General features: G+C 72.6%; 13 protein-coding genes and 1 pseudogene. 4 read left to right on the forward strand and 10 right to left on the reverse strand.

Annotation, left to right across the window (positions count from 1 at the left end; translation table 11 throughout):
- Window positions 1-414: 414 nt before the first annotated feature.
- The 3 genes and pseudogenes from RZ50_RS01810 to RZ50_RS01820 form a co-directional block, all read right to left on the reverse strand.
- On the reverse strand, window positions 415-1,218 hold the full coding sequence (locus RZ50_RS01810; RefSeq protein WP_196949555.1) for a DUF3710 domain-containing protein: 804 nt from the start codon (window positions 1,216-1,218) through the stop codon (window positions 415-417).
- A 2-nt stretch (window positions 1,219-1,220) separates the two neighbouring features.
- A pseudogene (gene dut / locus RZ50_RS01815) lies at window positions 1,221-1,755 on the reverse strand (dUTP diphosphatase).
- Entirely contained in the window at window positions 1,752-2,333 is a 582-nt protein-coding gene (locus RZ50_RS01820) for a PaaI family thioesterase (RefSeq protein WP_308271551.1), read from the reverse strand. The pseudogene dut and the gene RZ50_RS01820 overlap by 4 nt, the downstream one beginning before the upstream one ends.
- Window positions 2,334-2,466: 133 nt before the next feature.
- Between RZ50_RS01820 and RZ50_RS01825 the strand changes: the two genes are divergently transcribed.
- Window positions 2,467-2,916, forward strand: a complete 450-nt coding sequence (locus RZ50_RS01825; RefSeq protein WP_374199857.1) for a DUF3093 domain-containing protein — start codon at window positions 2,467-2,469, stop codon at window positions 2,914-2,916.
- Window positions 2,917-3,178: 262 nt separating this feature from the next.
- On the opposite strand, the gene RZ50_RS01830 is transcribed toward RZ50_RS01825, so the two are convergent.
- The 4 genes from RZ50_RS01830 to RZ50_RS01845 form a co-directional block, all read right to left on the reverse strand.
- Window positions 3,179-3,478: a DUF4193 domain-containing protein gene (locus RZ50_RS01830; RefSeq protein WP_030057692.1), complete on the reverse strand. Its 300-nt coding sequence runs from the start codon at window positions 3,476-3,478 to the stop codon at window positions 3,179-3,181.
- 503 nt (window positions 3,479-3,981) lie between these two features.
- Entirely contained in the window at window positions 3,982-4,968 is a 987-nt protein-coding gene (locus tag RZ50_RS01835; protein ID WP_196949559.1) for an acyl-ACP desaturase, read from the reverse strand.
- 236 nt (window positions 4,969-5,204) lie between these two features.
- Entirely contained in the window at window positions 5,205-6,488 is a 1,284-nt protein-coding gene (locus RZ50_RS01840; RefSeq protein WP_196949560.1) for a cell wall metabolism sensor histidine kinase WalK, read from the reverse strand.
- 168 nt (window positions 6,489-6,656) lie between these two features.
- Entirely contained in the window at window positions 6,657-7,310 is a 654-nt protein-coding gene (locus RZ50_RS01845; protein ID WP_030057689.1) for a response regulator transcription factor, read from the reverse strand.
- A gap of 445 nt (window positions 7,311-7,755) precedes the next feature.
- Here RZ50_RS01845 and RZ50_RS01850 point away from each other — a divergent pair, with 445 nt between their 5' ends.
- Window positions 7,756-7,941, forward strand: a complete 186-nt coding sequence (locus RZ50_RS01850) for a hypothetical protein (RefSeq protein ID WP_030057688.1) — start codon at window positions 7,756-7,758, stop codon at window positions 7,939-7,941.
- Window positions 7,942-8,110: 169 nt separating this feature from the next.
- Here the strand turns inward: RZ50_RS01850 and RZ50_RS01855 are convergent, their stop codons facing one another.
- Both RZ50_RS01855 and RZ50_RS01860 read right to left on the reverse strand, forming a co-directional pair.
- Window positions 8,111-8,929, reverse strand: coding sequence for an inositol monophosphatase family protein (locus RZ50_RS01855; protein ID WP_196949561.1), 819 nt, complete (start codon window positions 8,927-8,929; stop codon window positions 8,111-8,113).
- Entirely contained in the window at window positions 8,922-10,073 is a 1,152-nt protein-coding gene (locus RZ50_RS01860) for a ferrochelatase (protein ID WP_196949562.1), read from the reverse strand. Before RZ50_RS01860 ends, RZ50_RS01855 begins: the two co-directional genes overlap by 8 nt.
- Before the next feature lie 129 nt (window positions 10,074-10,202).
- Between RZ50_RS01860 and RZ50_RS01865 the strand changes: the two genes are divergently transcribed.
- A complete protein-coding gene (locus tag RZ50_RS01865) occupies window positions 10,203-11,471 on the forward strand; it encodes an MFS transporter (protein ID WP_196949563.1) in 1,269 nt (422 codons plus the stop codon).
- A 136-nt stretch (window positions 11,472-11,607) separates the two neighbouring features.
- On the forward strand, window positions 11,608-12,930 hold the full coding sequence (locus tag RZ50_RS01870; RefSeq protein ID WP_196949564.1) for a D-arabinono-1,4-lactone oxidase: 1,323 nt from the start codon (window positions 11,608-11,610) through the stop codon (window positions 12,928-12,930).
- A 34-nt stretch (window positions 12,931-12,964) separates the two neighbouring features.
- Here RZ50_RS01870 and RZ50_RS01875 read toward each other — a convergent pair whose 3' ends face one another.
- On the reverse strand, window positions 12,965-13,843 hold the full coding sequence (locus tag RZ50_RS01875; RefSeq protein WP_196949565.1) for a hypothetical protein: 879 nt from the start codon (window positions 13,841-13,843) through the stop codon (window positions 12,965-12,967).
- Between the last annotated feature and the right edge of the window lie 12 nt (window positions 13,844-13,855).

The following is a 13,855-nucleotide window of genomic DNA, read 5'->3' on the forward strand; positions in this document are numbered from 1 at the left end:
CGGGTCCACACTCGCGTTGAGCGGCACGGCAACCACCGGAATAGGGCGGTCCCGCGCACTGCGTCCTCGCTAGTGTTATTTCAAAAGGAATCTCCAACCCCAGAAGAATCTGAGGCCGGGGATGTCAACATATCTGGCGTTGACTTTTGGCACGCTGTTGAGTTCTCAAGGAACGGACGCTTCCTTCGAGCCGCCTTCCAGCGGGCCCTCCGGGCGCTTCGTTCTTTCGTGTTTCCAGCTTATCAGATGTTTTCCGCTCCGTTTTCCGGAGTTTCATTCATCGGATTTCGCTTTCCGCTTTGTCTCCCCGGTCTCCCGCGGCGACTCCGGAACTGTACGGGGAGCGACCCGCCACATGCAAATCGCCTCCGTCCGGGGTTCCGGGCGGAGGCGATGCGGAGGAGAACAGTCCGGTCAGCGGACCTCGGTGATCTCCGGGCCGCGCGCGAACGGGTCGAGCGCGGTGCCGCCGAAGCGGCTCTCGCCCTCGCCGGCCGCGGCAGCAGCCCCGCCGCCGTCGGCGACCATCTGGGCGTCCTCGGGAAGCTTCAGCACGATCGGGTCGCGGGGCGCCATCGGGCTCTCACCGCGCACGACGACGGTCTGCCGGAAGACCTGCTCCAGGATGCCCGCCATGTCGGGCTGCACAGCGGCCTGGCCCGAGATCACACCGCGCAGGAACCAGCGCGGGCCGTCACAGCCGACGAAGCGCACCAGCTGCACGCCCTGGGTGCCGTCCGGCAGCTGCACCGGGACCTGGGCGCGGAGGTGCCAGCCGAGCGAGCCCTCCTCCTCGTCGACGAGACCGCCCTGCGAGGTGATGCCGTTGGCGATCTCCTCCCGGACCTCCCCCCAGATGCCCTCCGACTTCGGGGCCGCGAAGGCCTGGAGCTGGATGGCGCTGTTGCCGAGCACGAGGGTGGCGGCGACGATCGCGTCACCGGCGACCTCGACGCGCAGCTCCATGCCCTCGACGCCGGGGACCAGCAGACCCCCGAGGTCGACTCGTCCCTCCTCCGGGTTCTCCAGCTCGGAGTGGTCCCACGGGCCGTCCGGCCGCGGGGCCGGCGGCAGGCCGACCTTGTCGGCCGGGTCCAGCTCGGTCACGTTCTCGCTCTCGGCGGAACCTTCGACGTCATCGGCCGTCTCGTCGGCGCTGATGGCGTCGTCGGCGAGCTGCTCGACAGCGTCCTCGCTCTTCTGGCGACGACGGAACACGGTCACTGTCCTTCCCGGTCCAAGACCGATGCGAATACCTGCTCGGCTTCCTGCGAGGCCGCGGGCATGCTAGACCGCGGCGTGGCCGCCGGTCGACCCGAACCCGCCCTCGGCGCGTGCCGACCCAGGCAGCTCGGCCACCTCGTGGAAGCGGGCCTTCTCGACCTGCTGGATGACCAGCTGGGCGATCCGGTCCCCTCGGCGGAAGCTGACCCCCTCGTGCGGGTCCAGATTGACGACGATCACCTTGATCTCTCCACGGTACCCGGCATCGACCGTCCCCGGGGCGTTCACGAGAGCAACTCCGCAACGTGCTGCGAGCCCGGAGCGGGGGTGGACGAACGCCGCGTAGCCGTCGGGCAGCGCGATGGCGATGCCCGTGGGGAGCACCGCCCGCTCGCCGGGGGCCAGCTCGGCGTCGACGGTGGTCCGCAGGTCGGCGCCGGCGTCGCCGGGCTGCGCGTACTCGGGCAGCGGCAGCTCGGCGTCGATGCGCCTGATCAGGACGTCCAACGGCTGGCGGGGGGTCTGGCTCAAGGGTTCACCTCAAAGGCTCGTGCGCGCTTCATCAGATCCGGGTCGTCGAGGACCTTCTCGATGTCCTCGGGACGACCGTGCGTGGTGAAGTGTTCCAGCTTGACCTGGATGAAGAGCGCCTGAGCACGCACCGCGACCGGTCCGTCCGGGCCGCCGATCCGCGCCTCGGCGGCGCTGTAGATCTTGCGGCCGCTCACACCGGTGACCCACGCACGCAGGTGCAGCACCGAGTCGACGGACACCGGGCTCAGGAAGTCGGTCTCCAGCCGGCCGGTCACGGCGGGCGCGTGCAGCAGCCAGTTGAGTGTTCCGAGGGTCTCGTCCATGGCGGTGGTGAGCACGCCGCCGTGGGCCAGTCCGGGGCCGCCCTGGTGGACGTCCCGGACGGCGAACTCGGCCGTGACGTCGAGGCCCTCGCCCGCGACCGCGTCGATCCGCAGGCCGCCGGGGTGCTGCGGGCCGCAGCCGAAGCAGTGTTCGTAGTGGGAGCCGAGCCGGGTGCCGGGGGCGGGCGCCTGGGGGTGGCGCTCAGGCAGGACGGCGTCCGGCGGCGGGGTGGTCGGGGTCGCCGGCGCCACGGGCGCCGGCCGGTCGGTGGGGGTGGTGGGGGTCGTCGTACCGGTCACGGCACCCCAGCCTACCCAGGGGTAGTGGGGCCGCCGGTGGGGGTGGCGTCCGGCTCCTGGCGTCAGGGCGCCCACAATGGAGGGCATGTACGACGAACGCCTCACGGTGCCGCGCTCCTGGTGGCTGCTTCCGGTCGCAGTCGGTCTCACCCTCGCGCTGATCCTGATCCGGGTCAGCGGCCTGGCCGCCCTGGTCGGCCTGGTGGTCGGCATCGCCGCCGGCGCGGTGGCGATCAGCAGCTACGGCTCGGCCCGGATCCGCGTGGTGCAGGGCTCGCTGGTGGCCGGACCGGCCCGGATCCCGGTGGACGCGCTGGGCGCCGCCCACGCGCTGAGCCCCGCCGAGGCGGCGGCCTGGCGCGGTCCGAAGGCCGACCCCCGCGCCTTCATGCTGCTGCGCAGCTACGTCCCGACGGCGCTGCGGGTGGAGGTGAGCGACCCGGCCGACCCGACGCCCTACCTCTACCTGTCCACCCGCTCGCCGATGAAGCTGGCGGACGCGCTGGAGGAGGCCCGGCGCGGCGCCCGCACCTAAGGGGCGCCCGGGTTCCCCAGGGAACACCGGGAGGGCCCGAAAAACGGAAGAGCCGAAAAACGGAGAGGGACGGTTCCGCTACTGCGGGACCGTCCCTACGACTTTGTCCTGGTCGACACTGCGCCGACCGACTCCGTCCTCCCGGGACCATCCGTACGGACGGTCCTCGGACCTGCCGTCCGGCCCCGCTGCCCGGGGCCGGAAGGGGCTTTGTGCCGGTCCCGCGGGAGCCGCGGGTACCGTGCCCTGCCCACCGCGGTGCTCAGGCGCCGCAGTCCCGGCAGATCGGGTTGCCGTTCTTCTCGCTGTAGAGCTGGCTGCGGTGGTGCACCAGGAAGCAGCTCATGCAGGTGAACTCGTCGGCCTGCTTCGGCAGCACGCGAACCGCGAGTTCCTCGTTCGAGAGGTCGGCGCCGGGCAGCTCCATGCCCTCGGCGGCGTCGAACTCGTCGACGTCGACGGAGCCGCCGCCCTTGTCGTTCCGCCGAGCCTTGAGCTCCTCAATGCTGTCTTCGTTGAGCTCGTCGTCGGTCTTGCGTGGGGTGTCGTAGTCGGTTGCCATTTTCGCTCTCCCCCTCCGGGTTGTGCGGTGTGTGCGGTATCTCCAGCGCACGTAACGCATGGGGGGTCGGTCTTGTGCCCGACCCGAGGCGGAGATTTTGCCTTACTTCAAGCCCTGTTACTCAATCGACACTCAGCCAGGGCTCCGTTGGGGTGATCCCTCGGGCCGCTGAAGGCCTCACGCTGGGCCATCGCCGACCGGCTCCGGGCCTCCCGAACCGACGACGCACAGTGAGCGGAAGCCGTACTGGCGTCCGCCAAATCCCTTGCCCACCAGCGGTGCCGACCAATCCTGCGGACCGTCCGCGAACCGGATTCCGGTCACGGACGGCGATCGACACCACCGACGACTTGATCACTCTCCGAGGTCACCCGACATCGTGCAGCGACACGATGTGAGCTTGGTCACGTTCAGAATCTTCCGGGGCAAACCACGGAAAATCCACCCACTCCGACCCCTCGGCACGGGGCCCGGGCGCCCCCTGCGGAGCGCCCCCGGGCACCTTAGTCGGCCTTACGCCGCGCCGCCTCCCGGCGCGCCAGCATCGCGGCCTGGCGCTCCTCGAACTTGCGCGCCTGCGCGTCCAGCCCGTCCAGGAAGACGCCCAGCTCGTTCTGCGCCAGCAGGCCCTCCGGGCCGAGGCCTCCGACCTCCATCACGCGCAGGTGGCGCAGCACCGGCTGCAGCACGTCGTCGTGGTGGATGCGCAGGTTGTACACCCCGCCGAGGGCGATCTGCGCGGCGGCGCGCTCGAAGCCGGGGATGCCGTGGCCGGGCATCCGGAAGTCGGTGACCACGTCGGCGACGGCCCGCATGGCCTGGTCCGGGGCGATCTCCAGGGCGGCCTTCAGCAGGTTCCGGTAGAAGACCATGTGCAGGTTCTCGTCGTTGGCGATCTTCGCCAGCAGCTGCTCGCACAGCGGGTCCCCGGCGTGCCGGCCGGTGTTGCGGTGCGCGATGCGGGTGGCGAGCTCCTGGAAGGCCACGTACGCGACCGAGTGCAGCATGCTGTGCGCGTTGTCGGACTCGAAGCCCTCGGACATGTGGTTCATCCGGGCCCGCTCCAGCTCCACCGGGTCGACGGCCCGGGTGGCGAGCAGGTAGTCGCGGATCGCTATCCCGTGCCGGCCCTCCTCGGCGGTCCAGCGGTGCACCCAGGTGCCCCAGGCGCCCTCGCGGCCGAACATGGTCGCGATCTCGTGGTGGTAGCTGGGGAGGTTGTCCTCGGTCAGCAGGTTGACCACCAGCGAGACCCGGCCGAGCGGGGTCACCTTGGACTGCTCGACGTTCCAGGCCTCGCCGCCCAGCACGCCGTCGAAGTCGCGGCCCTGGCCCCACGGGACGTACTCGTGCGGCATCCACTCCTTGGCCACGCCCAGGTGACGGTTGAGCTCCTTCTCCACGACCTCTTCGAGGGCCAGGATCAGCCGCGCGTCGGTCCAGCCGCTCGATCCGAGCGAGGCGCTGCTCTGCACAGGGGCGATGGTCACGGTCTTGCTCCTGGGGGACGGCACGCGCGGGACGGGCGCGTTGGGCGGGCACACGTCGTACGGCCCGTCGATGAGCACACCGGCGAGCGCACTTACGGTTGCGTAGGTTACGACACCGTAAGTTGCTCGGGCCGGAAATGACAAGCCGCCCCCGCCAGGCCTTATGTCGTCTTGACGGGCCTGACGGGGGCGGCTGAAAACGGTCGTCCGCGGAACGTGGCGGTGCCGGGGGTCCGTTACGGCGTCGGGATGCGCACCCGCATGGTGAGACCGCCTCCGGCGCGCGGGGTGGCCTCGATGGTGCCGCCGTGGGCGCGCACCACCGAACGGACGATGGACAGGCCCAGCCCGACCCCCTTGTCGCTGCGGGTGCGGTCGGCGCCCTTGATCCGGCGGAACGGCTCGAAGATGTGCTCCAGTTCGTACCCGGGCACCACCGGGCCGGTGTTGGAGACCACCAGCTCGCCGCCGCCGGGCACCGCGGTGGTGGCCAGTTCGACCCAGCCGCCCGCGGTGTTGTAGCGGACGGCGTTCTGCAGCAGGTTGAGCGCGAGTCGCTCCAGCAGGACGCCGTTGCCCGCGACCACGGCCGGATCGAGCTTCGAGCGCAGCTCCACCTCGCGCTTGCCGGCCTCTCCCCGGGTCTGTTCCAGCGCCCGGGTGGCCACCTCGGACAGCTCCACCGGGCGCCGGTCGGTCAGCTCGTTCTCGCTGCGGGCGAGCAGCAGCAGGCCCTCGACCAGCTGCTCGCTGCGCTCGTTGGTGGCCAGCAGGGTCTTGCCCAGCTGCTGGAGGTCCTGCGAGGCGGCCGGGTCGGAGAGCTGGACCTCCAGCAGGGTGCGGTTGATCGCCAACGGGGTGCGCAGTTCGTGCGAGGCGTTGGCGACGAAGCGCCGCTGGGAGTCGAAGGAGCGGTCCAGCCGGTCCAGCATCTCGTCGAAGGTGTCGGCGAGCTCCTTGAGCTCGTCGTCCGGGCCGTCCAGCTCGATCCGCCGGTGCAGGTCGGAGGAGGCGACGTCGCGGGCGGTGCGGGTGATCCGGCCGAGCGGGCGCAGCACCCGGCCGGCCATCGCGTAACCGGCCACGAAGGCGATCACGGCGAGGCAGACCAGCATGGTGAGGGACTTGCGCAGCAGGGTGTTCAGCGCGACGTTGGCGGCCGCCTGGTGCCGGCTGGCGAGAATGTCGTTGAGCTGGGCGCTGCTGGCGGCCGCGCCGCTGCCGTTGACCACGGTGAAGCCGCTCAGCGTCGGCGGTGCGACGTAGTCCAGGGCCTGGTTGAAGAAGAAGTACATCAGCATCAGCAGCACCACGCCGGCCATCAGGAACATCCCGCCGTAGAGCAGGGTGAGCCGCATCCGGATGGTGGGGCGGAACGGCAGCCAGGCGAGCACGCCGTCGCCGGGGACGTAGGCCCCGAGCCGGGGGGCGCGCGGGGGGTGGACGGGCTTCGGCGGTACGGCGCGCGGGCCGCCGGCGGGCGCGCCGGAGGGCCCGCCGGCCGGGGGCGGGGTGGTCATGATGGTCCTCTCGGGGCGTCCGCCGGGGGCGGGCGCTGGATACGGCGGTGGGGCCCTCGGGGGCGGGCCTTCTTCGGTGGGGATCCGCCCGGGGCGGACTCCCTCCAACAGGGGATCCGCCGGGGGCGGCCCCCTGTCAACGGGGAATCCGCCAGGGGCGGATTCCGGTCAGATCCGGTAGCCGGAGCCCGGCACGGTGACGATCACCGGCGGGTCGCCGAGCTTGCGGCGCAGCGTCATCACGGTGACGCGCACCACGTTGGTGAACGGGTCGGTGTGCTCGTCCCAGGCCTTCTCCAGCAGCTGCTCGGCGGAGACGACGGCGCCGCCGGCCCGCATCAGCACCTCCAGGACGGCGAACTCCTTGGGGGCGAGCTGGACGGTGCGCCCGTCGCGGATCACCTCGCGGCGGCCGGGGTCGAGCGAGATGCCGGCGCGCTCCAGCACCGGCGGCAGCGGGATGGTCGCACGGCGGCCCAGCGCCCTGACCCGGGCGACGAGTTCGCTGAAGGCGAACGGCTTCGGGAGGTAGTCGTCCGCGCCGATCTCCAGGCCCTCGACCCGGTCGCTGATGTCGCCGGAGGCGGTCAGCATGATCACCCGGGTGGCCAGGCCCTGCTCGACCACCTTGCGGCAGACGTCGTCCCCGTGCACCAGCGGAAGGTCGCGGTCCAGGACCACCACGTCGTAGTCGTTGACCGCGATGCGCTGGAGCGCGGCCTCCCCGTCGTACACCACGTCGACGGCCATCGCCTCGCGGCGCAGGCCGGTCGCGACGGCCTCGGCGAGCAGCTGCTCGTCCTCGACGACGAGAACCCGCACGGTCGTTGTCCCTTCTCCAGGCCGGTTCCGGAAGCGGACGCACGGCTCCGACGGTGCCTCCATCCTGCCTGGTCCTGCGGTAAAGCAGCGATAAGCTGCCATTCGGGCACGGCTCCCGGCCCCGCGACGGTGCCCGTTCGTGCCGGTACCACTCCGCTTGGACTGTGACACGGGCAACTTTCTTCCGCCGGGAGGTTTCCGGGGCCCCGGGCTGGGGAGGACAGCTGCACACCCGCGATCTGGCCATCGGCCGGTCGCACCCACCCGCCGTGCGTTCATCCGCGCCGGCCCTGGGGCTGGGACGTCACCGGGAGCGGCCGAACAGGCCGTCTCCGCGCCCGACCGAAGATCCATCACTCGTCGGCCCGGGCGCATTCACCGGCTGGACCCTCCTCGGGGCGGAGAACGTACGACCGTGCACGTCCGACACAGTAAGGGGGCCCGTATGGACGCCTTCAAGGCCGGAATCCTGCAGCGCATAGCCAACGCCGAGCAGGATCTGCACCGCGCGATCGAGGCCGGGGACGAGTTCCTCGCCGAGGTGGAGCAGTCCGAGCTGGACGACCTCCGCCGTCTCGCCGCCGAGCACGGCGTGGACACGGTGCTGGAGCGCCACCGCACCGCCGCCTGACCCGACGCCGGTCCTCCGGCACCAGCGGCCCTGCGGGGGCCGTGCGAAAAACCAGGCCCTGACATCCCCCGTATGTCAGGGCTCTTCGCATGTCCGGGGCCGCCTCGGGATCGGGGCCACCCCGGAGTCCGGGGCGGCCCCGATCCGGGGGATGCCTGTGGGCCGGCCGTCAGTCGGCCCAGGCGCGCAGCGCGGCCAGCCGCTCCTGGAGCGGCTCGTACACGCCCGGGGCGGCGGCCACGGTCAGCTCGCCGTCCGGGCCGTGTCCGGGGCGGCCGCCGACCAGGGCGCCGGCCTCGGTGGCGATCAGGCAGCCGGCCGCCCGGTCCCAGGGGGCGAGGCCCCGCTCGTAGTAGCCGTCCAGCCGCCCGGCGGCCACGTCGCACAGGTCCACCGCGGCCGCCCCGCCCCGGCGGATGTCCCGCACCTCGGGCATCAGGCCCAGCAGCACCTCGGCCTGGCGCTCCCGCACCGGGCGGACGTAGTTGAAGCCGGTGCCGATCAGCGCCTGTCCCCAGGGCGGGGCCGGGCGGGCGGAGACCGGTCGGCCGTCCAGGCGGGCGCCACGGCCCAGGACGGCGTGGAACAGCTCGCCGCGGGCCGGGGCGTAGACCACCCCGACGACCGCCCGGCCGTCCACCTCGGCGGCCACGCTGACCGCCCAGGAGGGCAGCCCGTAGAGGTAGTTGACCGTTCCGTCGAGCGGGTCGACGACCCAGCGCACCCCGCTGGTGCCGGGCCGCTCGGCCCCCTCCTCGCCGAGGTAGCCGTCCTCGGGGCGGCGGTCGGTGATCAGCTCCAGGAGGAGTTTCTCGGAGGCGAGGTCCATCTCGGTGACCACGTCGACCGGGCTGCTCTTGGTCCCGGCGACGCCGAGGTCGGCGGGGCGGCCGTCGCGCAGCAGGACGCCGGCCCGGCGGGCCGCGTCCAGGGCGACGTCGAGCAGGTCGTCGAGGAGCCCGTCAGCGGGCAGGGCGGGGTCAGACATGGCTCTCCTCAGCGGCGGCCGGGCGCGGGGCCCGCGGGTTGGGGCAGCAGGCCACCGCGCACACGTCGTGGCTGGGGCCGAGGGCGCCGAGGGCGCAGCGGGTCACGCTCTCGCCGCGTTCGGTGGCCGCCCGCTCCAGGACGAGTTCGCGCACGGCGGCGGTGAACCGGGGGTCGGCGCCGACGGTGGCGGCGCGGGCCACCGGCAGGCCGAGCTCGGCGGCCTTGGCGACGGCCTCGGTGTCGAGGTCGTACTTGACCTCCATGTGGTCGGAGACGAAGCCGATCGGGACCATCACCACGGCCGGCGCGCCGTCGGCGTGCTGGGCCTCCAGGTGGTCGCAGATGTCGGGTTCCAGCCACGGGATGTGCGGGGCGCCGCTGCGGCTCTGGAACACCAGCTGCCAGGGCCGGTCGGCCACCCCGGTGCGCTCGGCGACGGCCGCGGCGATCAGCCGGGCCACGTCCAGGTGCTGGGCGACGTACGCACCGCCGGGCGTGCCACGGGCCGGGTCGTCCGGGGCGCCGGAGGCCTCGGCCATCGTGTCCGGGATGGAGTGGGTGGTGAAAGCCAGCCTGGCGCCGGGTCGGACGGCCTCGGGCAGCTGCTCCAGGGCGGCCAGGGTGGCGTCGATCATCGGCTCGACGAAGCCGGGGTGGTTGTAGAAGTGCCTCAGCTTGTCGACGGTCGGCGCCGGGCGGCCCTCCTCGGCGAGGGCGGCCAGCGCGTCGGCCAGGTTCTCCCGGTACTGGCGGCAGCCCGAGTAGCCGGCGTAGGCGCTGGTGGCGAGCACGGCGATCCGGCGGTGGCCGTCGGCGGCCATCTCCCGCAGGGTGTCCACCAGGTAGGGCGCCCAGTTCCGGTTGCCCCAGTAGACCGGCAGGTCCAACCCGTGCTCGGTGAAGTCCTTGCGCAGGGCGGCGAGCAGTTCGCGGTTCTGCCCGTTGATCGGGCTGACCCCGCCGAACATGAAGTAGTGCTTGCCCACCTCCTTCAGCCGCTCCTTGGGGATCCCGCGGCCGTGGGTGACGTTCTCCAGGAACGGGACGACGTCCTCGGGGGCCTCGGGGCCGCCGAAGGAGAGCAGCAGGAGGGCGTCGTACGGGGCGGCGCCGGAGGGGGAGGGTTTGCGCGCGTCGGACATGGCACCGATCCTGCCACTGAGGGGCCGGGCATCGGCGCCGGGGCCGCACGGGTGTCCGGAAAATACCATTTGCCAAGGTACGTAAGCTGTGTTCGCCAGCCTTGTTCCTTACCCCCGCCCGGAGCTCCCGTGCTGTCCAGCTACCGCCAGATATTCGCCTCCCCCGGCACTCTGGCCTTCTCCACCACCGGCTTCGTCTCCCGGATGCCGATCTCCATGACCGGCATCGGCATCGTGACCATGCTGTCCCAACTCCGCGGCTCGTACGGAGTGGCGGGCCTGGTCTCCGCGGTCCTCGCGATCTCCGCCGCGATCCTCGGCCCGCAGGTCTCCCGGCTGGTGGACCGGCACGGGCAGAGCCGGGTCATCGTCCCCGCCATGGTGATCACCGTCGTCGCCGTCACCGGCCTGCTGCTCTGCGCCCGCATGGAGGCGCCGGACTGGACGCTGTTCGTCTTCGCCGCCGGCATGGGCGTGATGCCGAGCACCGGTGCGATGGTCCGCGCCCGCTGGGCCCACCTCTACCGCGACGACACCGACAAGCTCCACACCGCCTACTCCTTCGAGGCCGTGGTCGACGAGGTCTGCTTCATCGTCGGCCCGATCCTGTCCATCGGCCTGGCCACCTCCGTCTTCCCCGAGGCCGGCGTGCTGCTCGCCGGGATCTTCCTCACCATCGGCGTCCTGCTGTTCGCCGGGCAGCGCGCCACCGAGCCACCGGTCCATCCGGCCACCCGGCACCAGGGCGGATCGGTCATCCTCAACCGCGGCCTGCAGGTGCTGATCCTGACCTTCGTCGCCACCGGCGCGATCTTCGGCTCGGTCGAGGTGGTCACCGTCGCCTTCGCCGAGGCCGAGGGGCACAAGTCCGTCTCCAGCGTGATCCTCGCGCTGTGGGCGCTCGGCTCCTGCCTGGCCGGGGTGGTCTTCGGCACCCTCAAGCTCACCGGCTCGATGGCCGTGCGCTTCCTCGGCGGCGTCCTGTTCATGGCGGTCAGCATGGTGCCGCTGCTGCTGGTCGCCCACGCGGTGCACGGCGTCGGCGGGCTGGTCGCGGTCGGCGCCGCGCTGCTGGTGGCCGGCATCGCCATCTCCCCCACCCTGATCACGGCGATGGCCCTGGTCGAGCGGCTGGTCCCGGCCGCCCAGCTGACCGAGGGCATGACCTGGACCACCACCGGCCTCGCCCTCGGCGTCGCGGCCGGCTCCTCGGCCGGCGGCTGGGTGGTCGACGCCTCCGGCGCCGCCGCCGGCTACTGGGTGCCGCTGGCCGCCGGAGTGCTCGGAGTCGTCGCCGCGCTGGCCGGACTCCGCCGACTGCGCGCCGGACTCGCCACCGAAGCCCCCGCCGACGTGGCCTCCGCATCGGTCGAACGACCCGTAGACGCCGAACGGTGAACTGACTAATCTCGCCCTACCCGTGGGCCTACCCGCGGGTAGGGCCTGCCTCCCGGACCCCGTGGACGGGCCCTGGGCGGCCGCGCCGCCCCGGACCGCGCCGAACCGTTCGGCCACGGAGTCAGGAGGCAGCGCAATGCCCCAGGCCAGCACCGCGACCCACACCCGGTGGACCAACTGGGCCGGCAACCAGAGCGCCCGGCCCGCCCGGACCGCCACCCCCGGCACCGCGGAGGAACTGGCCAAGGAGATCCTGCGCGCCGCCGAACAGGGCCGCGGCGTCAAGGCCGTCGGCTCCGGCCACTCCTTCACCGCGATCGCCTCGGCCGACGACGGCCTGCTGATCCGCCCGCACGCGCTCACCGCCGTCCGCGAGCTCGACCGCGAGGCCGGCACCATCACCGTCGAGTCCGGCCTCCCGCTCCACCGCCTCAACCGGATCCTCACCGCCGAGGGCCTCTCCCTCACCAACATGGGCGACATCGAGGTCCAGACCGTCGCCGGAGCCACCAGCACCGGCACCCACGGCACCGGCCGGGACTCCGGCTCGCTCGCCGCCCAGATCCGCGCCCTGGAGATCGTCCTCGCCGACGGCACCGTCCGGCGCTGCTCCCCCACCGAGAACCCCCGGCTCTTCCAGGGCGCCCGGCTCGGCCTCGGCGCCCTCGGCGTGATCACCGCCCTCACCTTCGGCGTCGAACCGGCCTTCCTGCTCACCGCGCACGAGCAGCCGATGGGCTTCGACGAGGTGCTGGAGCGCCTCGACGACCTCACGGCCGTCAACGAGCACTTCGAGTTCTACTGGTTCCCGCACACCGACCGCTGCTCCACCAAGCGCAACAACCGCAGCCAGGGCCCGGCCGCCCCGCTGCCCCGGTTCAAGGAGTGGCTGGAGGACGACTTCCTCTCCAACACCGTCTGGGAGGGCGCCTGCCGGGTCGGCCGCCGCTTCCCCGGCTCGATACCCGCCATCGCCTCGCTCGCCAGCCGTGCCTGGTCCGACCGCAGCTACACCGACACCGCGTACAAGGTCTTCACCAGCCCGCGCAAGGTCCGCTTCGTGGAGATGGAGTACGCCGTCCCGCGCGCGGCCGTCGCCGAGGTGCTGCGCGAGCTCAAGGCCCTGGTCGAGCGCTCCGACTGGAAGATCGGCTTCCCCGTCGAGGTGCGCTTCGCCCCCGCCGACGACCTCTGGCTCTCCACCGCCTCCGGCCGGGACAGCGCCTACGTCGCCGTCCACCTCTACCGGGGCACCGCCGACCAGGGCTACTTCACCGGCGTCGAACGGCTGATGACCGCCCATCAGGGCCGCCCGCACTGGGGCAAGCTGCACACCCGCGACGCCGAGTACCTGGCCGGCGTCTACCCCCACTTCGGCGACTTCACCGCGCTGCGCGACGAGGTCGACCCGCAGCGCGTCTTCGGCAACGACTACCTGCGGCGCGTCCTCGGCGACTGAGGCGATCGGCGGCCGGGGCGATCGGCCTGGGCGATCACGGGGTGCCGGTCGCGGGCGGCGGGACCACCGGCACGTGCGCGGGCGCGCTGCTCGGTACGGGCGGCTGCGGGGTGGCCTCACCGGTGGGCCTGCCGCCGCCCGCCGACGGGGAGGCCCCGGCCGACGGGGTCGCGCTCGGGCCCGCCGAGGGCGAGGCGCCGCCGCCGTGCTCGCCGGTGCCGTGCTCGCCCGTGCCACCGCTCGGGGTGCCGCCCGGCTCCCGGCTCGGCCGCGTGGTGGCCGGGGCCGACGCGCCGCCGGAGGGCGTGGACTCCGGGCCGCGCCCTCCGCCACCGGTGGACGGCCGCTCCGAGGGCGCGTCCTGCGGGGTGGAGGACTTGGGCTTCACCGTGCCGCCGAAGGACGTCCCGTTGCCGGACTCGCCCTTCACCGTCGCCGACACCGGCTGCCCGGTGGCCAGCTCGAACACCACGATCGGCGTCATCGCCAGCAGGAACACCAGCCCGGACACCGCCGCGTAGGTCTTCCAGGTCCACCGCCGACGCGCCCGCACCACCTGCGGCGCGTTCCACTCCGAGGAGACCGCCGACGGCCCGGCGGGGGTCGGCGCCGGCTCCGCCGACTCGACCGGCACCTGGCGCAGCGTGTTCGCGGTCTGGTTCGGCCCCCGGTCCACCACCTCGCGCAGCTGCTCGCCGGTCCGCCTGAAGAGGTGCTGGAACAGCGCACCACCCGTGGTCGCGCCCACGCTGACCACGGCCGCGCCCATGATCGTGCCGTACACGCCGAGTTCGGAGGCGAGCAGCGCACCCACCACCGTGGCCAGCGCGCTCGCCGCGACCTGAGCCACACTCAGATCGATCCGCCTGCGCTCCTTCTTGCCGCCCTCCTCGGCGGGGCTCCGCTCCGGCATCAACATCCCTCG

Source organism: Kitasatospora sp. SUK 42 (assembly GCF_015776785.2).
Lineage (GTDB): Bacteria > Actinomycetota > Actinomycetes > Streptomycetales > Streptomycetaceae > Kitasatospora.

Coding starts and splice junctions, on each gene's coding strand:
- RZ50_RS01825 (WP_374199857.1), top strand. CDS start 2,467: ATGTACGACGAACGCCTCACGGTGCCGCGCTCCTGGTGGCTGCTTCCG.
- RZ50_RS01830 (WP_030057692.1), bottom strand. CDS start 3,478: ATGGCAACCGACTACGACACCCCACGCAAGACCGACGACGAGCTCAAC.
- RZ50_RS01840 (WP_196949560.1), bottom strand. CDS start 6,488: ATGACCACCCCGCCCCCGGCCGGCGGGCCCTCCGGCGCGCCCGCCGGC.
- RZ50_RS01850 (WP_030057688.1), top strand. CDS start 7,756: ATGGACGCCTTCAAGGCCGGAATCCTGCAGCGCATAGCCAACGCCGAG.
- RZ50_RS01855 (WP_196949561.1), bottom strand. CDS start 8,929: ATGTCTGACCCCGCCCTGCCCGCTGACGGGCTCCTCGACGACCTGCTC.
- RZ50_RS01860 (WP_196949562.1), bottom strand. CDS start 10,073: ATGTCCGACGCGCGCAAACCCTCCCCCTCCGGCGCCGCCCCGTACGAC.
- RZ50_RS01870 (WP_196949564.1), top strand. CDS start 11,608: ATGCCCCAGGCCAGCACCGCGACCCACACCCGGTGGACCAACTGGGCC.
- RZ50_RS01875 (WP_196949565.1), bottom strand. CDS start 13,843: ATGCCGGAGCGGAGCCCCGCCGAGGAGGGCGGCAAGAAGGAGCGCAGG.